Source organism: Streptomyces sp. SID5643 (genome assembly GCF_009872555.1).
Taxonomy (GTDB): Bacteria; Actinomycetota; Actinomycetes; order Streptomycetales; family Streptomycetaceae; genus Streptomyces; species Streptomyces iakyrus.
The window spans coordinates 46,840-67,418 of sequence record NZ_WWIC01000369.1 but is presented as its reverse complement, the minus strand read 5'-3'; the positions used below and the strand labels follow the sequence as shown (position 1 = coordinate 67,418).

At 70.8% G+C, this 20,579-nt stretch carries 20 protein-coding genes; 13 read left to right on the top strand and 7 right to left on the bottom strand.

The window, feature by feature from the left end:
• Positions 1–4: 4 nt before the first annotated feature.
• On the top strand, positions 5–241 hold the full coding sequence (rpsR, locus tag GTY56_RS39570; RefSeq protein ID WP_161370076.1) for a 30S ribosomal protein S18: 237 nt from the start codon (positions 5–7) through the stop codon (positions 239–241).
• Positions 242–1,476: 1,235 nt separating this feature from the next.
• Positions 1,477–1,695, top strand: coding sequence for a DUF397 domain-containing protein (locus GTY56_RS39565; protein WP_045296613.1), 219 nt, complete (start codon positions 1,477–1,479; stop codon positions 1,693–1,695).
• A gap of 92 nt (positions 1,696–1,787) precedes the next feature.
• Here the strand turns inward: GTY56_RS39565 and GTY56_RS39560 are convergent, their stop codons facing one another.
• Positions 1,788–2,282, bottom strand: coding sequence for an ATP-binding protein (locus GTY56_RS39560; protein ID WP_346345681.1), 495 nt, complete (start codon positions 2,280–2,282; stop codon positions 1,788–1,790).
• A gap of 352 nt (positions 2,283–2,634) precedes the next feature.
• On the opposite strand from GTY56_RS39560, the gene GTY56_RS39555 reads away from it, so the two are divergent.
• From GTY56_RS39555 to GTY56_RS39530, 6 genes are all read left to right on the top strand, one after another.
• The gene (locus tag GTY56_RS39555; protein ID WP_033310263.1) at positions 2,635–3,471 is read left to right on the top strand and encodes a Sco1979 family transcriptional regulator; all 837 of its coding nucleotides are present in this window, start codon (positions 2,635–2,637) and stop codon (positions 3,469–3,471) included.
• 96 nt (positions 3,472–3,567) lie between these two features.
• A complete protein-coding gene (locus GTY56_RS39550) occupies positions 3,568–5,031 on the top strand; it encodes an aldehyde dehydrogenase family protein (RefSeq protein ID WP_161370074.1) in 1,464 nt (487 codons plus the stop codon).
• Between the two features lie 106 nt (positions 5,032–5,137).
• On the top strand, positions 5,138–5,689 hold the full coding sequence (locus GTY56_RS39545; protein WP_161370073.1) for a DinB family protein: 552 nt from the start codon (positions 5,138–5,140) through the stop codon (positions 5,687–5,689).
• Between the two features lie 10 nt (positions 5,690–5,699).
• Positions 5,700–6,341, top strand: coding sequence for a PadR family transcriptional regulator (locus tag GTY56_RS39540; protein WP_161370072.1), 642 nt, complete (start codon positions 5,700–5,702; stop codon positions 6,339–6,341).
• Positions 6,342–6,414: 73 nt separating this feature from the next.
• The gene (locus GTY56_RS39535) at positions 6,415–7,365 is read left to right on the top strand and encodes an efflux ABC transporter ATPase subunit, DrrA-related (RefSeq protein WP_161370071.1); all 951 of its coding nucleotides are present in this window, start codon (positions 6,415–6,417) and stop codon (positions 7,363–7,365) included.
• A complete protein-coding gene (locus tag GTY56_RS39530; protein ID WP_161370070.1) occupies positions 7,362–8,123 on the top strand; it encodes an ABC transporter permease in 762 nt (253 codons plus the stop codon). Before GTY56_RS39535 ends, GTY56_RS39530 begins: the two co-directional genes overlap by 4 nt.
• A 140-nt stretch (positions 8,124–8,263) precedes the next feature.
• On the opposite strand, the gene gad is transcribed toward GTY56_RS39530, so the two are convergent.
• Together gad and GTY56_RS39520 are read right to left on the bottom strand one after the other, a co-directional pair.
• Positions 8,264–9,670, bottom strand: coding sequence for a glutamate decarboxylase (gene gad / locus GTY56_RS39525; protein ID WP_161370069.1), 1,407 nt, complete (start codon positions 9,668–9,670; stop codon positions 8,264–8,266).
• A 67-nt stretch (positions 9,671–9,737) separates the two neighbouring features.
• Positions 9,738–11,024 carry an ion channel protein gene (locus GTY56_RS39520; protein ID WP_161370068.1) on the bottom strand — a complete coding sequence of 429 codons (1,287 nt, stop codon included), beginning with the start codon at positions 11,022–11,024 and terminating at the stop codon, positions 9,738–9,740.
• Positions 11,025–11,126: 102 nt separating this feature from the next.
• Between GTY56_RS39520 and GTY56_RS39515 the strand changes: the two genes are divergently transcribed.
• Positions 11,127–11,888, top strand: coding sequence for a TipAS antibiotic-recognition domain-containing protein (locus tag GTY56_RS39515; protein WP_161370067.1), 762 nt, complete (start codon positions 11,127–11,129; stop codon positions 11,886–11,888).
• A gap of 19 nt (positions 11,889–11,907) precedes the next feature.
• On the opposite strand, the gene GTY56_RS39510 is transcribed toward GTY56_RS39515, so the two are convergent.
• Positions 11,908–12,273, bottom strand: coding sequence for a YbjQ family protein (locus tag GTY56_RS39510; RefSeq protein WP_161370066.1), 366 nt, complete (start codon positions 12,271–12,273; stop codon positions 11,908–11,910).
• Positions 12,274–12,408: 135 nt separating this feature from the next.
• On the opposite strand from GTY56_RS39510, the gene GTY56_RS39505 reads away from it, so the two are divergent.
• Positions 12,409–13,284, top strand: coding sequence for a VTT domain-containing protein (locus GTY56_RS39505; protein ID WP_161370065.1), 876 nt, complete (start codon positions 12,409–12,411; stop codon positions 13,282–13,284).
• Between the two features lie 110 nt (positions 13,285–13,394).
• On the opposite strand, the gene GTY56_RS39500 is transcribed toward GTY56_RS39505, so the two are convergent.
• From GTY56_RS39500 to GTY56_RS39490, 3 genes are all read right to left on the bottom strand, one after another.
• Complete coding sequence (locus GTY56_RS39500) at positions 13,395–13,808, bottom strand: hypothetical protein (protein ID WP_161370064.1); 414 nt, start codon at positions 13,806–13,808, stop codon at positions 13,395–13,397.
• Positions 13,809–14,107: 299 nt separating this feature from the next.
• Positions 14,108–15,814, bottom strand: coding sequence for a threonine/serine exporter family protein (locus GTY56_RS39495; protein ID WP_161370063.1), 1,707 nt, complete (start codon positions 15,812–15,814; stop codon positions 14,108–14,110).
• Positions 15,815–15,933: 119 nt separating this feature from the next.
• Complete coding sequence (locus GTY56_RS39490; RefSeq protein WP_033310291.1) at positions 15,934–16,425, bottom strand: inorganic diphosphatase; 492 nt, start codon at positions 16,423–16,425, stop codon at positions 15,934–15,936.
• Between the two features lie 79 nt (positions 16,426–16,504).
• Between GTY56_RS39490 and dacB the strand changes: the two genes are divergently transcribed.
• The 3 genes from dacB (at position 16,505) to tilS (ending at position 20,536) form a co-directional block, all read left to right on the top strand.
• Positions 16,505–18,091: a D-alanyl-D-alanine carboxypeptidase/D-alanyl-D-alanine endopeptidase gene (dacB, locus tag GTY56_RS39485; protein ID WP_161370062.1), complete on the top strand. Its 1,587-nt coding sequence runs from the start codon at positions 16,505–16,507 to the stop codon at positions 18,089–18,091.
• An 83-nt stretch (positions 18,092–18,174) separates the two neighbouring features.
• Positions 18,175–19,302, top strand: coding sequence for an Rv3626c family coenzyme F420 biosynthesis-associated protein (locus GTY56_RS39480; RefSeq protein WP_161370061.1), 1,128 nt, complete (start codon positions 18,175–18,177; stop codon positions 19,300–19,302).
• 196 nt (positions 19,303–19,498) lie between these two features.
• A complete protein-coding gene (gene tilS / locus GTY56_RS39475; RefSeq protein WP_161370060.1) occupies positions 19,499–20,536 on the top strand; it encodes a tRNA lysidine(34) synthetase TilS in 1,038 nt (345 codons plus the stop codon).
• Positions 20,537–20,579 lie beyond the last annotated feature (43 nt).

The following is a 20,579-nucleotide window of genomic DNA, read 5'->3' as shown; positions in this document are numbered from 1 at the left end:
CCTCATGCCGCGCAAGCCCGAACGCAAGCCCGCCAAGAACCGGCCCAACCCCCTGGACCAGGCCGGGATCACCTACATCGACTACAAGGACACCGACCTGCTGCGGAAGTTCATCTCCGACCGCGGCAAGATCCGCAGCCGCCGCGTCACCCGGGTGTCGTCACAGCAGCAACGCCAGTTGGCCAAGGCCATCAAGAACGCCCGCGAGATGGCACTGCTCCCGTACTCCACCTCCCGCTGACCCCTCGCCCCGGCCCTGGACGAAGCCGACGCGTGACGGAAGGGCCCTGCCGGGTGCCGCGACGGGTCCCCGTGCCACGACGGGCCTCGTCGGCTGCTGTCGGCCGGCCAGTGCCGGGGTCCGTGACGGGTGGCCGTGGCCGGGGCCGGGGCCGGGCAGGATGCCGGTGGCCCCGGTCGGAGCGGGCTCGTTCAGCCGGCGGCGGCCGCCACGCACCCGTGCCTGACCGGACGGGGTTCTCCCTGCGTGACGGGCGGGGAAACCCCCGGCCCGAGCCGCGACCGGCCCGGAGACGGCTGCCGGCCTGCGTGCCGTGCCCGCGACCGGTGATCCACACCGGGCAGGGCGCCGGCGCCACCGCCGGCGCCCTGCCTGATGCCCGGTCCAGTCGGCCGAGGCACCACGCAGGCACGCGTGATCAGGTCCACGCGGGACGGCTGCGGGACCCCGGCGCTACGGGCGTCCGGAGACCGAAGGGGACGCCGGCGCCACCGCCGGCGACCGCCGCCCGGTCCAGCCGGCCCACAGCCGACGCGTTCGCCCGCGCACCGGGTGAGGTTCCCCACGCTTGACGGACGGGGGCCCTCCGGTGCACGGCACGTCGACCCCGTCGGCCGGCAGGCCCCGGGGCCCGCCCCCGGCGCCCCGGACCGGACCGGACGCCGGTCGGGGCGTCCCAAGGCCGTCGGTCGGGGCGTCCCAAGGCCGTCGGCCGGAGCGGGGGGCGCGGGACCACGGGGGCCGGAAGCCGGGCGCGGCATCCGGCGATGGTCCGAGCGACGTACCGGTCACAGGGACGACACCGGCCTGCTGCGACCGGCCTATTTCTCCCCGTCCTCGTAGGCCGCGGCCGTCTTCCGGATGCGGGTCGGCCGGTCGAACGGCCGGCCCGGGGCCGCCCCCTCAGCTCACGCTTCGTCGGCACGGCAGCCGCCGTGCCCCTCGTCCCGCCGCCGAGTGGATGCTCCGCCTCCACCGGACCTCCGCCGAACCCCCCGACTTCGTCGCGGACCCGCGGGAACGAGAGGTGCGGTCAAGCCGTCAAACAGTCAAGAACTTCGGTCAAGCGGTCGTCAAAGCTGTAACCGCGGGACCACCCCGCGTGCACGTGCATCTGCCCATGCATCTGCACATGAACAGAGCTATGATCCGGGTCAGTTGACCACTGCATCAATGGCCACACCAGCCAGTGCACCACCGGGGAGCGACCTGTGGACCACGACGTGTACAACGGTATGGCGGCCGCCGGGCTGCACGGCGTGGCCTGGCAGAAGAGCCGGCACAGCAACTCGCAGGGCTCGTGCGTCGAATTCGCCCGGCTGCCGGGCGGAGACGTCGCCGTCCGCAACTCACGCTTCCCCGACGGCCCCGCACTGGTCTACACCCGTGCGGAGATCGAGGCCATGCTGCTGGGCGTGAAGGACGGCGAGTTCGACCACCTGGTCGGCGGCTGACGACCCGACAGGCCCCGGCGAAAAGGGGGCAATCGGCACTCAACGCGCGGTGACGCGCGTAGAACCGCGACGCGAGGAAGCGCCGCGGTCCTTCATTCCCCGTTCGGCCGCGATCCGGTCCGCGGCAGCCGGAACAGCGCCCAGACCACCTTGCCGTCGAGCGCGCCCGCGAGCGGATGCCAGCCCCAGCTGTCGCTGAAGGAGTCGACGAGGAACAGCCCGCGGCCCGACTCGGCGGAGAAGTCGTCGGTCTCCCGGGTCACCGGACTGTCGTGACTGGGGTCGCGCACCGCGCACACCAGCCGCTCGGTCCACCGCATCAGGTGCAGCCGCACGGGAGGCTCACGGCCGCCCGCGCACACGCCGTTCGCCGGCAGCCCGTGCCGCAGGGCGTTGGTGACGAGTTCCGAGACCACCAGACAGACGTCGTCGAACCGGTCGCCCATGTCCCACTGGTCGAGGGTTCTGCGGGTGAACTGCCGTGCCTCGCGCACCGCTTCGTAGCGGGCGGGCAGGGCGCAGGAGGCGGCGTCGGACACGGCCGCGGGATCCAGCGGCGGAAGGCCCTGCCGTAACGGCTCGAGCATGGTCGATCCATTCGTCCCCATGCGAGGCACTCCCGGGAATTCGCGGTCGGTGCGATGCAGCGGTGGTGCGGGACCATGGTTTCGGATGCGTACAGCAGATGCAAGGGCAGATGCACGTGCAGGTGACCGGAATGAGTCGTCCCGTACCGCTTGTTGGTCAATTTTTCCGTCATCTTCGTGTCCCTCTTTGGCCGTTCACTTGCCTTCTTCTTGTTCCCGCGCGCGAGCGTCGACCGTCTCGATTCCGTTTCCGTAACCGGACGAGTACTGCTCGGAGTGTTTTAGTGGCAGACTGCGGCCCCTGGAGATGTTGGGGAGGCTGGCGAACGTGAGCGCGGGAGAGCCGGGATCGGTGGTGCGGCGCATGCTGCTCGGATCACAACTCAGGCGACTGCGTGAGGCGCGGGGCATCACGCGCGAGGCGGCGGGCTACTCGATCCGCGCCTCCGAGTCGAAGATCAGCCGGATGGAGTTGGGCCGGGTGAGCTTCAAGACCAGAGACGTCGAGGACCTGCTGACCCTGTACGGCATCACGGACGAGCAGGAGCGCGCGTCCCTGCTCTCCCTGGCCAAAGAGGCCAACGTCGCGGGCTGGTGGCACAGCTACTCGGACGTCCTGCCCAGCTGGTTCCCGACCTACGTCGGCCTGGAGGGCGCCGCCTCGCTGATCCGGGCGTACGAGGTGCAGTTCGTGCACGGTCTGCTCCAGACCGAGGCGTACGCCCACGCGGTGGTCCGGCGGGGCATGCAGGGCGCGAGCGAGGCCGATGTCGAGCGCCGGGTGGCGCTGCGGCTGGAGCGCCAGAAGTACCTCGTCGACGAGCGCGCGCCCGACTTCCACATCATCCTGGACGAGGCCGCCCTGCGCCGCCCCTACGGCGACCGCGCGGTGATGCGGGGCCAGCTCCAGCACCTCATCGACATCTCCGAGCGGCCCAACGTACGGCTTCAGGTGGTGCCGTTCAGTCTCGGCGGCCACTCCGGCGAAAGTGGCGCGTTCACGATCCTCAGCTTCCCGGAGTCCGACCTCTCGGACGTCGTCTACCTGGAGCAGCTCACCAGCGCGCTGTACCTGGACAAGGCGGAGGACGTCGCCCAGTACGAGAAGGCGCTCAAGGAGCTGCAGAGCGACAGCCCGGGCCCGTCGGAGAGCCGGGACCTTCTGCGGGGCCTGCTCCAGCTCTCCTGAAGTACTCCTCCAACTCACCTGAAACACAAGTACGATGACGTGTGATCAGATCGTGAAGGCGCGATCAGAGGTCTGCCAGGGATCGAGGGATCACACATGTCGTCGTCCTACTTCACCGACCTTGCACAGCAGTACATCGACGGTGAGTGGCGCCCGGGTACCGGCTCCTGGGACATCATCGACTTCAACCCGTACGACGACGAGAAGCTGGCGTCGATCACCATAGCCACGGTCGACGAGGTCGATCAGGCGTACCGGGCGGCGGCCCGCGCCCAGAAGCAGTGGGCCGCGACCAACCCCTACGCCCGCCGGGCGGTCTTCGAGAAGGCGCTGCGCCTGATCGAGGAGCGCGAGGCCGAGATCTCCGAGGCCATCATCGCGGAGCTCGGCGGCACCCGTCTGAAGGCCGCGTTCGAGCTGCACCTCGCCAAGGAGTTCCTGCGCGAGGCGGTCCACCTGGCCCTGGCGCCCGAAGGCCGGATCATCCCCTCGCCGGTGGACGGCAAGGAGAACCGCGTCTACCGCGTGCCGGTCGGGGTCGTGGGCGTGATCAGCCCCTTCAACTTCCCCTTCCTGCTGTCGATCAAGTCCGTCGCCCCGGCGCTCGCGCTCGGCAACGCGGTGGTGCTCAAGCCGCACCAGAACACGCCGATCGTCGGCGGCTCCCTGGTCGCGAAGATCTTCGAGGACGCCGGGCTGCCCGGCGGACTGCTGAACGTGCTCATCACCGACATCGCCGAGATCGGCGACGTCTTCCTGGAGCACCCGGTCCCCAAGGTCATCTCCTTCACCGGCTCCGACGCCGTCGGCCGGCACGTGGCGACCGTCTGCGCCCGGCTGTTCAAGCGCTCCGTCCTCGAACTGGGCGGCAACAGCGCGCTGGTGGTCCTCGACGACGCCGACATCGACTACGCGGTCGACGCGGCCGTCTTCAGCCGGTACGTCCATCAGGGCCAGGTCTGCATGGCCGCCAACCGCGTCCTCGTCGACCGGTCGGTCGCGGACGAGTTCACCGAGAAGTTCGTCGCCAAGGTGAAGACCCTCAAGGCGGGTGACCCGCGCGACCCGGAGACCGTCATCGGCCCGGTCATCAACTCCTCGCAGGCGGACGCCGTCTCCGGCGTTGTCGAGCAGGCGCTCGCCGAGGGCGCCACGGCCCTGGTGCGCGGCGGACGGACCGACAACCTCGTCGAGCCGTCCGTGCTGACGGACCTCCCCGCCGACTCGGCGCTGCTCAAGCAGGAGGTCTTCGGGCCGGTCGCCTTCCTCGTCCCGTTCGACGGCGAGGACGAGGCCGTACGCCTCGTCAACGACACCCCCTATGGCCTGAGCGGCGCCGTCCACACCGGGAACATCGAGCGCGGCGTCGCCTTCGCCCGGCAGATCGACACGGGCATGTTCCACGTGAACGACGGCACCGTGCACGACGAGCCGATCGTCCCGTTCGGCGGTGAGAAGCACTCGGGCATCGGCCGGCTCAACGGCGACACGATGCTGGACTCGTTCACCACGACCAAGTGGATCTCGGTGCAGCACGGCCGCAGCGGCTTCCCGTTCTAGATCTCGTGCGACCCCGGGCCCTTGCGGACAGAACCTGACCGCAAGGGCCCGTAGCTTGGTCGGTGTCAGGGGGAAAGGCCCCCGGACGCGGCGAAGGGCGGCGGTCATGGTCACTCACGTTCCGGCGGAGGCACACGGCGACGAGCGCGGGGCGCTCCTGGCCTTCATCGCCGAGCAGCGCGGCGGCGTCCGCCGCGCGGTGCTCGGGCTGACGGTCGAGCAGGCCTCGTCGCGGCCGAGTGCCAGTGAGCTGTCCCTCGCCGGGCTGGTCAAGCATGTCGCCGAGGTCGAGCAGATGTGGATCTCCCTGGCCAAGGGTGAGGCTCCGGCCATCGTGCGGGACCAGACCAACTGGCACGAGTGCTTCCGGCTGGTCGAGGGCGAGACGGTCGCGTCGCAGCTGGCGTACTGGGAGAAGGTCGCCGCCGAGACGGAGGCGTACATCCGCTCGGTCCCCAGCCTGGACGACACCTTCGCGCTGCCCGCTCAGCCCTGGTTCCCGCCGGACGGCCGGGTCTCGCACCGCTGGCTCTGCCTGCACCTCATCCGCGAGACGGCCCGGCACGCCGGTCACGCCGACGTCATCCGCGAGTCGCTCGACGGCCGGACGGCATTCGAGCTGGTGGCCGAGGAACAGCGGGTGGTGGCCGAGGCATAGCCTTGGCCGCATGTCAACGATCCGCCTCCTCGTGCTCGGCGCGGTCCGCATGCACGGCCGGGCCCACGGCTACCAGGTGCGCAACGACCTGGAGTACTGGGGCGCGCACGAGTGGTCCACCGCCAAGCCGGGCTCGATCTACCACGCGCTGAAGCAGATGGCGAAGCAAGGGCTGCTGCACGCGCACGAGATCGCCCCGTCCACGGCCGGCGGTCCGCCGCGCACGGAGTACGAGATCACCGGGCCGGGTACCGAGGAGTACTTCCGGCTGCTGCGGGAGGCGCTGGTCACCTACGACCAGCGCGGGGACCTGAAGACGGCCGCCGTCGGCTTCGTCGTCGACCTGCCACGGGCGGAGGCGGTCGCGCTGCTGAAGGAGCGGACCCTGCGGATCGAGCAGTGGCGGACCTCCGTCCTGGAGCACTACGTGCCCGAGGAGGGCCCCGGGCAGCTCGGGCACATCGGCGAGATCATGAACATGTGGGTCCACACGGCCGACTCCGAGGCCGAGTGGACCCGCGGTCTCATCGAGCGCATCGAGGGCGGTGCCTACACGTTCGCCGACGAGGGTGATCCGTTCGTCGGGGTTCTGGCCCCGGGCGAGGAGAACCCCTACGCGACGGGGGAGCGGCATCCCGGGGACGAGCACTAATCAAGTTTGACGAATGGCTGGAGCGGGGATACCTTCGAGGCTGTAGTCAAGTTTGACTAGATGGGGAGGCTCAGTGGCCGACGCGGCGATCACCGTCGAAGGCGCGGAGAAGACGTACGGCGACAAGAAGGCGCTGGACGGGCTCGACCTCACGGTCGCGCGCGGCACGGTGCACGGGGTGCTCGGCCCGAACGGCGCGGGCAAGACCACCCTCGTGAGGGTCCTGTCCACCCTGCTGCGGCCCGACGCGGGCCGGGTCGAGGTGGCCGGGCACGACGTGGTGCGCGAGGCGTACGCCGTGCGGCTGCGCATCGGTCTGCTCGGCCAGCACGCCGCGCTCGACGAGGAGCTCGGCGGCCGGCAGAACCTGGAGCTGTTCGGGCGGCTGCACCACCTGGGCGCGCGGCGGGCACGCGCGCGTGCCGGTGAGCTGCTGGAGCGCTTCGGCCTGGCCGACACCGGCCGCAAGGCGGTCCGGCAGTACAGCGGCGGCATGCGCCGCCGCCTGGACCTCGCCGCGTCCCTGATCACCGAGCCGCAGGTGCTGTTCCTGGACGAGCCCACCACCGGCCTCGACCCGCGCGGCCGCGCCGAGGTGTGGTCCTCCGTCCGCTCCCTGGTCGGCGGTGGCACCACGGTCCTGCTCACCACCCAGTACCTGGAGGAGGCCGACCAGCTCGCCGACCGCATCTCCGTCGTCGACGCGGGCCGGGTCATCGCCGAGGGCACGGCGGACGAGCTGAAGGCCCAGGCCGGCGGCGACCGCATCGACGTGGTCCTGCGCGACGCGGGCCACCTGGGGGCGGCCGTCGCCCTGCTGCCCCTCACGGGAATCGGCGTCGACGCCGACCGCCGGCTGCTGAGCGCCCCGGTGGCCGACCGCATGGAGGCGCTCTCCGGGGTCGTACGGGCCCTGCACGAGGCCGGGATCGAGGCGGAGGACGTCGCCCTGCGCCGCCCGACGCTGGACGAGGTGTTCCTGCACCTCACCGCAGACGACCGCCGAGTGAAGGAGACCGCGTGACCGCTCACGCCCTGACCGACTCCTGGACCATGACCCGCCGGGAACTGGCCCGCTGGGGACGGCAACCGGTGCAGCTGGCCGTCAACCTGGTCTTTCCGGTCATGCTGCTGCTGATGTTCGGCTACCTCATCGGCGGCGGCCGGGGGGTGAGCGGCGAGTACCGCGACTACCTGATCCCCGGCATGCTCGCGCTCACCATGGCCTTCGGCCTGGAGGGCACGATGCTCGCGGTCACGCAGGACCTCAACAAGGGGGTGATCGACCGGTTCCGCTCGATGCCGATGGCCGACGGGGCTGTCCTGGTGGGCCGTTCGGCCGCCGACATGCTCCAGTCGGCGATGGCCCTGGTCGTGCTCATCGGTGTGGGCGTCGCCCTCGGCTGGCGCCCCGGGGGCGGCCCTCAGGCCCTCCTCGCAGCCGTGGGCCTGCTGCTCCTGTTCCGGTTCGCCATGCTGTGGATCGGCATCCACCTGGCCCTGGTGGCGGGCAGACCGGAGCTGGTCCAGGCCGTGCAGATCCTGGTCTGGCCGGTCGGCTTCCTCTCCAACGCGCTGGCCACGCCCGGCTCCATGCCCGGCTGGCTGGGCGCGGTCGTCGAATGGAACCCGATGTCCCACACGGCCACGGCCGTCCGGGACCTGTTCGGGGTGCCCGGCACGGAGGCCGGGCACGCAGGTGCCGCGGTCGTCTGGCCCCTGGCCCTCCTTGCGGTGTTCTTTCCGCTGGCGGTACGGAGGTTCGCCCGGCTGAGCCGCTAGGTGCGGGCGGGCCGGGGTGCGTGGGCCGGGGTGCGTGGGCCGGGGCGCGTGCACCGGGGTGCGGATGGTCGGCCGGCGGTGGGCGGGGAAGGCGGCCGACCCGCCTCCCCCCGGCCACGCAAAACGCCGCGGCCCAGCCCTCAGTGATGGAAGCTCGTCGCCGCGCCCTTGTCCTCCGTCAGCGGGCGAGGCTGGCGGCGCAGGTCCGGCAGCAGTCGTTCCAGGTCCTGCGCGAGCAGCTCCGCGAGGTCGGCGGAGAAGCCGTTGCGGCACACCACCCGCAGCACGGACAGGTCCTCCCGGTTCGGAGGGAAGGTGTACGCGGGCACCAGCCAGCCGCTCTCGCGCAGCCGCCGGGACACGTCGAACACGTCGTACGCCGTCACGTCCGGCGCGGTCGTGAAGGCGAACACCGGCAGTTCGTCGCCCCGGGTCAGCAGCCGGAAATCGCCGAGCGCCTCGACCCGCCCGGCCAGATCCGTGGCCACGTCGCGCGCGGCCTGCTGGACGGCCCGGTAGCCGTCCCGGCCCAGCCGCAGGAACGTGTAGTACTGCGCCACGACCTGCGCGCCCGGCCGGGAGAAGTTCAGCGCGAACGTCGGCATGTCGCCGCCCAGGTAGTTCACCCGGAACACCAGCTCCTCCGGCAGCGCCTCCGCGTCCCGCCACAGCGCCCAGCCGACGCCCGGGTAGACCAGCCCGTACTTGTGCCCGGAGGTGTTGATCGACGCCACCCTCGGCAGCCGGAAGTCCCACACCAGGTCCTCGTCGAGGAAGGGCGCGACCATGGCCCCGGACGCCCCGTCCACGTGGACGGGTACGTCCAGTCCGGTCCGTTCCCGCAACGCGTCCAGCGCCGCGCACAGGTCCGCGATCGGCTCGTAGGACCCGTCGAAGGTCGAGCCGAGGATGCCGACGACACCGATGGTGTTCTCGTCGCACAGCTCGGCCGCGGCCTGCGGGTCGAGGTGGAACCGCTCGCCCTCCATGGGCACCAGCCGGGCCTCCACCTCCCAGAAGGTGCAGAACTTCTCCCAGCAGACCTGCACGTTGACGCCCATGACCAGATTGGGCCGCGCTCCGGGGTAGCGGTCGGCGTTGCGTTGAGCCCAGCGCCGCTTCAGCGCCATCCCGGCGAGCATGCACGCCTCGCTCGACCCGGTCGTCGAACACCCCACGACGGTGGCCGGGTCGGGCGCGTTCCACAGGTCGGCGAGCATCGCCACGCAGCGCCGCTCCAGCTCGGCGGTGCGCGGGTACTCGTCCTTGTCGATCATGTTCTTGTCCCGGCACTCCGCCATCAGCACCCCGGCCTCCGGCTCCATCCATGTGGTGACGAACGTGGCGAGGTTCAGCCGGGCGTTGCCGTCGAGCATCAGCTCGTCGCGCACCAGCTGGTGGGCGGTCGCCGGCGCCATGGGCTGGTCCGGGAGCCGGTGGGTGGGCGGAGCCTCGGCCATGTCGCCGAGCGGGTTGGCCGGGCCGTAGAAGGGGTTGACCGACAGGCGGCGTCCGGCGGCCCGGCGGGGGCCTTCGTGGAGCGGCATGGTGCCTCCAGGGGTTCGAGGGGTTCGAGGGGTTCGAGGGGTCTTCGGAAAGGGGGAGGACAGGGCGTCAGCGGACGGGCGTGCCGTCGGCGCGCAGCTGCATCTGCGGACGGCCCGTCACCAGCAGCCAGGCCGGCAGCGAGGCGATGCAGAGCACGGCGATGACCCCCGGAGAGGCGACCAGCACGGCGGCGACGAACAGGCTCACCCAGCCCTGCCGGGTGATGGCCAGCAGCAGGCCGAGCACGGCGGCCGAGACGCCGATCGAGGGATGCACCCCGGACACCGCGGCGTGGGCGCCCAGGCCGAGGGCGGTACCGACGAACACCGCCGGGAAGATGCGCCCGCCGCGGAAGCCGCAGGACGCGGCGACCAGCAGCGCGGCCAGCTTCACGACCGTCAGCAGGGCGTACTCCCCGGCCGACCGGCTGTCCGGGTCCTGTGCGAGCTCCGCGATCTCGTCGAGCCCCTTGAACAGCGTCAGATGGCCGCCCAGGGCCGCGAGGGCGCCCAGTACCAGGCCGCCCGCCGGCAGCATCAGCATCGGGTGGCGCAGCCGGCGGAAGGCGCCGTGGACGTAGGGGAAGGTCCGCACGGCGGCCATGCCGAGCAGGGCGGCCACCGAGGCGATGACTGCCGCAGCGAACAGGTCGCTCCAGCCCGGCCGGCCGAAGGAGGGCAGGTTCAGGTCGAAGCTCGGATGGTCGATCAGGGTGACGGTCAGGGAACCGGCCGTGCCGGCGGTCAGCGGGGCGAAGACGTTGTCCCACAGCGATCCGCGGGTCTCGCGAACGGCCAGCGCCTCGGAGATGACCAGGGCCGCCGCGACGGGCGTGCCGAACAGGGCGCCGATCGTCGCCGCCTCGGCGAGCGCGGGCCAGGCCCGGCCCGGCGCCCGTGGCACGAGACGGGCGCCCAGCCAGGCCGCCAGGGCGACGTTCACGGTGATGACGGGGTTCTCGGGGCCGAGGCTGGGCCCGCCGGCCAGCATCAGCATGGTCACCAGCACCAGCCCCGGCAGCACGACGGGCGGCAGCACGGGGGCGTCGAGCCCGATGGTCGCCGGATCCGGGCCGGCGTGCCCAGGCGCTTTCCACACCACGAGCCCGACCGCCACCCCCGTCGCGAAGAGCACGACGAACATCCACGTGACGGAGTACCTGCCGATCCCCAACGCGTCGGGCAGCGGCCCCCAGAGCAGCTCCTGGAACTCCTCGGCCGCGACCTCGACCCCCACCAGGACCAGGCTGGACATGATGCCCACGGCGAGGGCGGGCAGGATCGTCGGCAAGAGTGCGCGGGCGGGAGTCGCGGGGGTGACGGAGGGCGCCTGCTGCGCGGGATCCTGGACCACGCGCACACCATAAACGTCTCAAAGTGGACATATTGCAAACACGCTTGCACCTCACGTGGCGTGAGGCCCGACCGTGGAGCACGGAGGAAGAAGGGAGCGGAAGTGAACTACTCCGTGGGACAGGTCGCGGGCTTCGCCGGCGTCACGGTGCGCACGCTGCACCACTACGACGACATCGGCCTGCTCGTCCCGAGCGAACGCAGCCACGCGGGTCACCGGCGCTACAGCGACACCGACCTCGACCGGTTGCAGCAGATCCTGTTCTACCGGCAGCTCGGCTTTCCGCTCGACGAGGTCGCCGCCCTGCTCGACGACCCGGACGCAGACCCGCGCGCGCACCTGCGCCGGCAGCACGAACTGCTGACCGCCCGGATCGAGAAGCTGCGGAAGATGGCGGCGGCCGTGGAGCACGCCATGGAGGCACGCAAGATGGGACTCAACCTCACGCCCGAGGAGAAGTTCGAGGTCTTCGGGGGCAAGGACCCGGAGCAGTACGCAGAGGAAGTGGAGGAGCGCTGGGGCGGCACCGACGAGTACGCCGAGTCGCAGCGCCGCACCGCGCGCTACACCAAGGAGGACTGGAAGCGCATCCAGGCCGAGGCCGCCGACTGGGGCGAGCGCTACGGCGCCCTGATGTCGGCGCAGGAGCCGCCCTCCGGCGAGGCGGCCATGGCCCTGGCGGAGGAGCACCGGCAGCACATCTGCACGTGGTTCTACGAGTGCTCCTACGACATCCACCGCTGCCTGGGGGAGATGTACGTCTCGGACGAGCGCTTCAAGGCGTTCTACGACGCGCTGCGCCCGGGCCTCGCGGAGCACCTGAGGGACGCGATCGCGGCCAACGCGGCACGTCGCACCTCCTGATCCCTGACCCGGGAGTGCCTCACTCCCGGGTCAGGACCACCGCCGTGCCGTACGCGCACACCTCGGTGCCCACGTCCGCCGCCTCCGTCACGTCGAAACGGAACGCCACGACGCCGTTGGCGCCCCGCGCGCGTGCCTGTTCGACGAGTCGTTCCATGGCCTGGTTGCGGGTCTGCACGAGCGTCTTGGTGAGCCCGCGCAGCTCGCCGCCGATCATCGACTTCAGCCCGGCGCCGATCTGGCTCCCGACGTGGCGGGAGCGCACGGTCAGGCCGAAGACCTCGCCGATCACCTCGCGCACGTGGTAGCCGGGTACGTCGTTCGTCGTGACGACGAGGACCTCGGGCTCCGGGCCCTGGCCGCCGCCGTATTCGTCGATGCCCATGGTTCACAGCTTTGACCGGGACCGCGCACAGTGCATCCTGAGTACGCCCATGGAACCTGGGTCGCGACGGCTGCGTTGATACTTTGAGGCAGCCAGCCCCAGCCCGTACCCCACAGCAGCAGGAGCCACATCCCCGTGACCACGCTTGCGCTCGGCCCCGAGTGGCTCAGCCCGGACTACCTGATCTCGACGTTCAGCCTGCCCGGCATCCTGCTCATCGTCTTCGCGGAGTCCGGTCTCTTCGCGTTCCTGCCGGGTGACTCCCTGCTGTTCACAGCGGGCCTCTTCGTGGCCGAGGGCACCTACATCACCCAGCCGCTGTGGCTGGTCTGCACGCTGATCGTGCTCGCCGCCGTCATCGGCGACCAAGTGGGCTACATGATCGGCAAGTTCCTGGGCCCGAAGCTCTTCAACCGTCCCAACTCCAAGCTCTTCAAGCAGGAGAACCTGGACAAGGCCCACGAGTTCATGGAGAAGTACGGTCCCAAGGCGATCGTCCTGGCCCGCTTCGTCCCCATCGTGCGTACCTTCGCCCCCATCGTGGCCGGCGCCGGCCGTATGAAGTACCGCACGTTCCTCACGTACAACATCATCGGCGGCATCGCCTGGGGCACCGGCGTCACCCTCGCGGGTTACTGGCTCGGCCAGATCGACTTCATCAAGAAGAACGTCGAGTCGATCCTCATCCTGATCGTCCTGCTCTCCGTCGTCCCGATCATCATCGAGTACCTGCGCGACCGCTCGAAGAAGAAGCGCGCGGCGGCGCAGGCCCCCGCGGAGCGGCAGCAGCAGCCCCCCGCCATGGACGACGCGACGACCCAGCTCCGCCGCATCGCCCCGGACGACCGGCCGCCCCACCAGCAGGCGCAGCAGCCCCCGTACGGCAACGGCAACGGCTACGACGACCAGCAGTACTACGGCCAGTACCCGCAGAGCCCGGGCTACGGCCAGTACCCGCAGAGCCCGGGCTACGGCCGGCAGCAGTACGACCAGAACTACCCGCAGAACTGATCCATGACAGAGGCGCACCACCTGCGAGATCGAGTGCTGCACAGCGATCCCGCAGGTGATGGGCCACGGATGCCGTCAGCCGAGGACGGTGCTGCTGACCGGCTCTTCGGCTAGCTCACGAACATCCACCTGGTCACATAGACCTTTCCGTCGGTCATCATGATGCCGCGGATACTGTCATCAGAACCGAGGCTGCTGAGACGCCTGGTGTATGAACCGCAATCTCCACTGGCGATGAATTGATTGTCATAGCCGTCCCAGACGTAGCGCCCGCCTTCTATCTGGTAACCGAACCGCACGTTGATGGTTCCCGAGCCTCCCGTCCTGCAGTACTCGGTGGTGTAGTTTCCGGTGATCGGACCGTCCGGACCGTAAATGCACAGCTCGCCGTTGTCGAGTGATCCGCACTTCGACGACTGGGCAGCCTGCGGAGCCGCACTGGCGGATGTGGCAGGACCGAACAGCACCAAGACGCCGGCCATGGCCGCTGCCAAAGACAGAGTATTTTTGGCGGCGCGCAACACGGAAGAATTCAAGTCTGTCTCCCCTTCAGGAAAGTGGCTTAGATGGAAGGCTAGACGGTTGGCCCAAGGGTCAGAAAGCCCGCATTCCTGGAGGTGCAAACGCGAAAGGTGACGGTAGGTAAACGAGGGTCCTTTCCGGTGTCGGTCAAAGGCGTCATGTCTCTATATTCAAGCCATGCCGCCGGCTGTTGGAACTACTCTCGGCTGGCCACGCAAGGTGTATGTGACATCCATCACGGGATGATCATGCGTGCGCCCGCAGGCGCCCACGCATGCTTCGCCGCCGGACTCGCCACCCGTCAGAAACCGCGTGTCCGCTTGGCCGCACGGCGGCTCGCCGCCGTGGCCGCGCCCGGGATGCGAAGGAACAGACGCGAGATCTCCGTTCCCAGGTTCACCCCGATCGCAATGGCCATCGCCAGAGCCGCGGCCGTCGACAGCCACACCAGCCCCGCGTCGACATCGTTCTGCGAGATCTCCAACAGCCCGAAGTACGAGGCTGAACCGGGCAGCAGGGGCCCGATGGCCGCCGTCGTGTACGGGAGCGCCGACGCGAACCGGTACCGGGACAACAACTGGCCGAAGAGCCCCACCAGCCCCGCCGCAACCGCCGTAGAGGCAACCGGCGAGAATTCGCCGGTGTAGTGCATCGCGCCGTACACCGACCACGCGACACCGCCGTTCAACGTCACGGCCAGCACGGTGGATCGTTCCTGCTGAAGCAGTATCGCGAAGGCCAGGGACAACAGCATCGACGCGCCGATCTGCAACAGCGGCCGTGGTTCGGTACTCAGAGCCGCGTCGGGGGTGAGGCGTGCGCCCAGCTGGACGCCGACGTAGAGCATCACCAGCACCCCGACGACGATGCCCACGAAGAAGTACATGACTTCCAGCAGCCGTGCGGACGCCGTGATGTAGTAGCCGGTCAGGCCGTCCTGCACGCCCGCCACCAACGCCCGCCCGGGCAGCAGCGCGAACAGCCCACCAGTGATCACCGCGGATGCCTTGACGTCCACGTGCGCCAGCGCCAGTGCGATCCCGATCGCGGCCGGGGGAGTCGCGGCGACCGTGAACTGGTAGAACTCCGGCAGCCCGCGCCCCGCGCACAGCCAAGCCAGCCGGTCGCCGAGCATCGCGCCCAGCACGGCCGCGAAGAAGACGATCAGGTCACCGCCGACCAGTACCGATGCCGACCCCGCCAGCAACCCGCTTGCGGCGGTCAGTACCCAGCCGGGATACGGGTGCCGGTTGCGGCGGATCTCGGCGAGCCGCCCGTAGGCCTCCTCCAGGGAGAACTGTGCTTCCGGGTCGCTGAGGTCGTCCACCAACTGGTACACGGCCGCCAGACGCGTGTAGTCGGTGCCCCGGCGGCGCACCGTCCGGGATGCCGTCACGGGGTCGTCGACCAGGGACGGCTGGTGGGAGATCGACAACAAGGTGAAGGTGACGTTCGGCTCGCAGCGGTCCAGGCCGTAGGACCGGCAGACGGCGAACATCGCCGCCTCCACGTCCTCGGCGCCCTCGCCGCCTGCCAGCAGCAGTTCACCGATACGCAGCGTCAGGTCGAGCACACGCGGAACAGCCGGACCCTCGTCCTCCTCCGTCTTGTGGGCGGACTCCGGCGCGGGCCGCTCGGCCACCGGCATCCGCAGCATCGTGCGCATCCGGTCCTGCCAGGGCACGTCCTTGGTCAGACTGATCACGGGGATGCCGGTCGGCGGTGTGAAGGCAGGCGGCGCGTGCCTGGCGCTGTAGGTCCTCGGCGGGTTGAACGCCGAACCCTCCGGCTCCGCCGTCGGCGCCTGCGGGACGTCGAGTCCCTTGGGGAAGACGAACTCGGACGTCGTCTCGGACTCCGTACCGGCCGCTCGGGGCACGGTCAGCCCCTCGGGGATCGCGAACTCCGACGTCGTCGACATGTCCCCGTCGACGCCGGTCCCGGCCGGAGGCAGGAACGCACTCCTCGCCTCGTCCGACTTCGGTTTGCGGTCCTCCGCGTCCGTCACTGCCTGGCGCTCCCTGTACGACACGTCAGCCTCGTACCCCCCACAGCCTCAGTATGCGCACAGACGGACGAACGGGCCGCACGCGCAGGCGTGCGGCCCGTCAGCAACAGGAGAAGGGGTCAGTGACCGCCGCTCTCCTTGAAACGCTTGTAGGACCGCTCGATCTCGATCTCGGCGTCCGTACGGCCCACCCAGTTGGCGCCCTCGACCGACTTGCCGGGCTCCAGGTCCTTGTAGACCTCGAAGAAGTGCTGGATCTCCAGACGGTCGAACTCCGACACGTGGTGGATGTCCCGCAGGTGCTCCACGCGCGGGTCCGTCGACGGCACGCACAGCAGCTTGTCGTCGCCGCCCGCCTCGTCCGTCATGCGGAACATGCCGATCGCGCGGCAGCGGATCAGGCAGCCCGGGAACGTCGGCTCGTCGAGGATGACCAGCGCGTCCAGCGGGTCGCCGTCCTCGCCGAGGGTGTTCTCGACGAAGCCGTAGTCGGTCGGGTAGGCGGTCGAGGTGAAGAGTCGCCGGTCCAGGCGGATACGACCGGTCTCGTGGTCCACCTCGTACTTGTTGCGCGAACCCTTCGGAATCTCGATCGTGACGTCGAACTCCACCGGTGGCTCCTCCATGATCAACACATAGTTCTGGTGGTTAAGTGTCCCTCACGCAGGTGTGTGATCGCGAAAGGGGCTGGTGGTCGTGCCAGAGCTGAGGCCTTGGCGGGCCGCGAAACCGCACGTGGTGCGGCTCGCGGATACCGTGCGACCGCGCCTGGCCCGGGCCGCGGCAGCCACGAGACCACGGCTCGAGCGGCTCGCACGAGCCGGAAAACCGCAGGTCGCGAAGGGTGCGCGGCCGAAGACCTGGCAGTACACCGCGGGCGCCGCCACCGCCGGACTCGCACTGACCGCCGGTGTGGTGACCGCCGCCGGTCCCTGGGACTCCACGGGTCAGCGTACGGCCGAGCGGGACCGGGCAGTGGCCCTGGGCCGCGCGGGTGGCACAGATCACGGCAGGGCCCCCGGCGCGCCCGGCCGGCCCCGCCCCGCCCCCACCGCCGGACCGGTGCTGACCGGCCTCGGCGGCGTCAGCACCGTCAAGTCCGCCCCGGACGGCAAGGCCCTCACGGACGCCCTCACGCCCCTGCTGAAGGACCCCGCCCTCGGCCCCCGGCCCGCCGCCGCGGTCATCGACGTGACCACCGGCAGGCGCCTGTTCGGCAAGGCCTCCGGCACCGCGCTCACCCCCGCCTCCACGACGAAGGTCGCCACGGCCGTCGCCGCGCTGTCCGCGATGGGCGCCGACCACCGCCTCACCACCCGTGCGGCGCTCGAACCCGACACGAAGGAAGTCGTTCTGGTCGGCGGCGGCGACCCCACGCTCACCGACCGCGAGAAGGCGGGCCCGTGGGCGAGCCTGCGCACGCTGGCCGCAGGGACGGCCGCCGCCCTCGCCGACCGGGGCGTCCGAGAGGTGACCCTCTCCTACGACACGACCCGTTACGCGGGCGACGAAATGCACCCGATCGGGGTCGACGGCAACCTCGCCCGCGTCACCCCTCTGATGGCCGACGAGGGCCGCACGAACGATTCGACGAGCGGCCCGGCCCAGCGCGTGCCGGACCCGGCCGCGGACGCCGCCCGCCGGTTCGGGGAGCTCCTGAAGTCCCACGGCATCAAGACCACGGCCCCCGGCCCGTCCAAGGCCACGACCCGCGCCAAGACCCTCGCCGCGGTCTCCTCGCCCCCGCTCTCCGCCGTCGTCGAACGCATGCTGACCAACAGCGACAACGACATCGCCGAGGCCCTCGCCCGCCAGACGGCCGTCGCCACGGGCCACCGGGCCGACTTCGCCGGCGCCGGCAAGGCCATCGGCGGCCAACTGCGCAAGCTCGGTCTCCCCGTGAAGGGCGCCGCCTTCAAGGACGGCAGCGGCCTGAACCGCGCCGACCGGCTGACCCCCGACCTCCTCACCGCCCTGCTCGCCAAGGCCGCCGACCCCTCCCACCCCGAGCTCCGCCCGGCCCTCACCGGTCTCCCCGTCGCCGGCTTCACCGGCACCCTGACCACCCGTTACACGGACGGAGCATCCGGCGTCGTCCGCGCCAAGACCGGCACCCTCTCGGGCGTCCACACCCTCGCGGGCACCCTCGTCGACGAGGACGGCCGCCTGCTCGCCTTCGCGTTCATGGCCACGGACACGGACCCCGGCAGACCGGCGGCGACCCAGCAGGCACTGGACCGGATCGCGAGCGCGCTGGCGGCGTGCGGCTGCCGGTGACCGCCGCCCGCCCCGCGCCCCCGTGACCTGCCCCCGCTCTCGCCGCCCTGCCCCAGCGGTCGGCGCTCACGTACGGTTGACGCATGACGAGCATCGGTGGTGCTTCAACCGGCATGGTCGACTGGAATCTCGCGGTTGCGACCGCGACCCGGCTCGTACGGCCGGGCCCTGAGGTCAGTCGCGACGAGGCCCGGGCCGTCGTGGCGGAGCTGCGCCGGCATGCCAAGGCCTCGGAGGAACACGTCCGCGGATTCACCCGGCTGGGCACCGAGGAGGGGCACGACACCCCCGTCCTCGTCGTCGACCGCCCGGGCTGGATCCGGGCGAACGTCGCAGGGTTCCGGGAAATCCTCAGGCCCCTGCTCGACAAGATGCAGGAACGGCGCGGCAACACCCCCGGCGGTTCCGTGATGGGAGCCGTCGGCGGCAAGGTCACCGGCGTCGAACTGGGCATGCTGCTGTCCTTCCTGGCCTCCCGCGTCCTCGGCCAGTACGAGACCTTCGCCCCGGCCACCCGCGAACTCCCCTCGGGCGCGAACGGCGGCGGCCGGCTCCTCCTCGTCGCCCCGAACATCGTCCACGTCGAGCGCGAACTCGACGTCGACCCCCACGACTTCAGGCTCTGGGTGTGCCTGCACGAGGAGACCCACCGCACCCAGTTCACCGCCGTGCCCTGGCTGCGGGACCACCTGGAGGGTGAGATCCAGGCCTTCCTCCAGGAGACCGACGTCGACCCCATGACCGTCCTGGAACGCGTCCGGGAGGCCGCCCAGACCCTCGCCGGGGGCCGCCCCGAGGCCGAGGAGGACGACGGCGGTCGCTCACTCGTCGAGATCGTCCAGACCCCCGCCCAGCGCGAGATCCTCGGCCGCCTGACGGCCGTGATGTCCCTGCTGGAGGGCCACGCCGACTTCGTGATGGACGGCGTCGGCCCGGACGTCGTGCCGACCGTCGGGGAGATCCGCGAGAAGTTCCAGCAGCGCCGCGCCAAGGGTGCCTCCCGCCTGGACCTGGCCCTGCGCAAGCTGCTCGGCCTGGACGCCAAGCTCCGCCAGTACCGGGACGGCGAACGCTTCGTGCGGGCCGTCGTCGACGAGGCGGGCATGGACGGCTTCAACCGCGTGTGGACCTCGCCCAACACCCTCCCGACCAAGTCGGAGATCGCCAAACCGGCGGACTGGGTCGCGCGGGTGCACCGCAGGGCCGAGTAGTGAACATCGCGGGAAGGTCGTGAAAGGAAACCGGTCGACGGCAGGCGAACGCCCCTCCAATCACCCGTCCGAGGGACCGTGAGGCAGGGGTAGGCGTGCAATGCTCGGGGAACGGCCCGGTTCTGTCACCATCTACACACTCTGCGTGACCGACACGCGGGCTCACCCCCCGAAAACTTCATGAAGGGAACCGGACATGGGTCCCCATCCTGCGGTCGCGGCGATACGCCTGGCGGTCCGCCGCGTCCTCCACGACCTCCTCACCGAACACCACCGCGCCCCCGTCGCGGTCCCGCACGCCCTCCCGCACGAGCTGCCGCCCCCGCCGCTCGTGCTCGTGGCGTGCTCCGGCGGCGCCGACTCCATGGCCCTGGCCTCCGCCCTCGCCTTCGAGGCCCCCAAGCTCGGCATCAGAGCCGGCGGCATCACCGTCGACCACGGCCTCCAGCCCGGCTCCGACGCCCGCGCCGCGGAGGTCGTCCAGCGCCTGCGCGAACTCGGCCTCGACCCCGTCGACTCCGTCGCCGTCACCGTCGGCCGGACGGGCGGACCCGAAGCCGCAGCCCGCGACGCCCGCTACGCCGCACTCGACACCGCCGCCGAACGCCACGGCGCCGCCGCGGTCCTGCTCGGCCACACCCGCGACGACCAGGCCGAAACCGTCCTCCTCGGCCTCGCCCGGGGCTCCGGCATCCGCTCCCTGTCCGGCATGGCCGCGGTCTCGGGGGCCGGCGGCCGCTACCGGCGCCCCTTCCTGGAACTGGACCGGCAGACCGCCCGCAAGGCCTGCATGGTCCAGTCCCTGCCCGTCTGGGACGACCCCCACAACGCCGACCCCGCCTACACCCGCTCCCGGCTGCGCCACGAGGGCCTGCCCGCCCTGGAGAAGGCCCTCGGCAAAGGCGTCGTCGAGGCCCTCGCCCGTACGGCCCAGCTCTCCCGCGACGACGCCGACGCCCTCGACTCCTGGGCGAGTCAGGCCGAGGCCACCGTCCGCGATGCCGCGGGGCTCCTGGAGTGCGCCAAGCTCTACGCCCTGCCGCCCGCCGTACGCCGCCGCGTCCTGCGCCGGGCCGCGATCGAGGCCGGGGCACCCGCCGGGTCGCTGTTCGCCCGCCACATCGAGGAAATCGACCGGCTGATCACCGGCTGGCGCGGCCAGGGAGCCATCAACCTCCCCGGCAAGGTCGTGGCCCGCCGCCAGGGTGGCAGACTGGTGATTCGGCAAGGCTGAACCACGACCCCTCCCCGCAGTCGTAAGGAGGGGCCGCTCGGCC

What these genes read in the sequence shown, in the direction of transcription:
- rpsR (WP_161370076.1), top strand. Translation starts at nt 5, where the DNA reads ATGCCGCGCAAGCCCGAACGCAAGCCCGCCAAGAACCGGCCCAACCCC.
- GTY56_RS39565 (WP_045296613.1), top strand. Translation starts at nt 1,477, where the DNA reads ATGGCGGCCGCCGGGCTGCACGGCGTGGCCTGGCAGAAGAGCCGGCAC.
- GTY56_RS39560 (WP_346345681.1), bottom strand. Translation starts at nt 2,282, where the DNA reads ATGCTCGAGCCGTTACGGCAGGGCCTTCCGCCGCTGGATCCCGCGGCC.
- GTY56_RS39550 (WP_161370074.1), top strand. Translation starts at nt 3,568, where the DNA reads ATGTCGTCGTCCTACTTCACCGACCTTGCACAGCAGTACATCGACGGT.
- GTY56_RS39545 (WP_161370073.1), top strand. Translation starts at nt 5,138, where the DNA reads ATGGTCACTCACGTTCCGGCGGAGGCACACGGCGACGAGCGCGGGGCG.
- GTY56_RS39540 (WP_161370072.1), top strand. Translation starts at nt 5,700, where the DNA reads ATGTCAACGATCCGCCTCCTCGTGCTCGGCGCGGTCCGCATGCACGGC.
- gad (WP_161370069.1), bottom strand. Translation starts at nt 9,670, where the DNA reads ATGCCGCTCCACGAAGGCCCCCGCCGGGCCGCCGGACGCCGCCTGTCG.
- GTY56_RS39510 (WP_161370066.1), bottom strand. Translation starts at nt 12,273, where the DNA reads ATGGGCATCGACGAATACGGCGGCGGCCAGGGCCCGGAGCCCGAGGTC.
- GTY56_RS39480 (WP_161370061.1), top strand. Translation starts at nt 18,175, where the DNA reads ATGACGAGCATCGGTGGTGCTTCAACCGGCATGGTCGACTGGAATCTC.
- tilS (WP_161370060.1), top strand. Translation starts at nt 19,499, where the DNA reads ATGGGTCCCCATCCTGCGGTCGCGGCGATACGCCTGGCGGTCCGCCGC.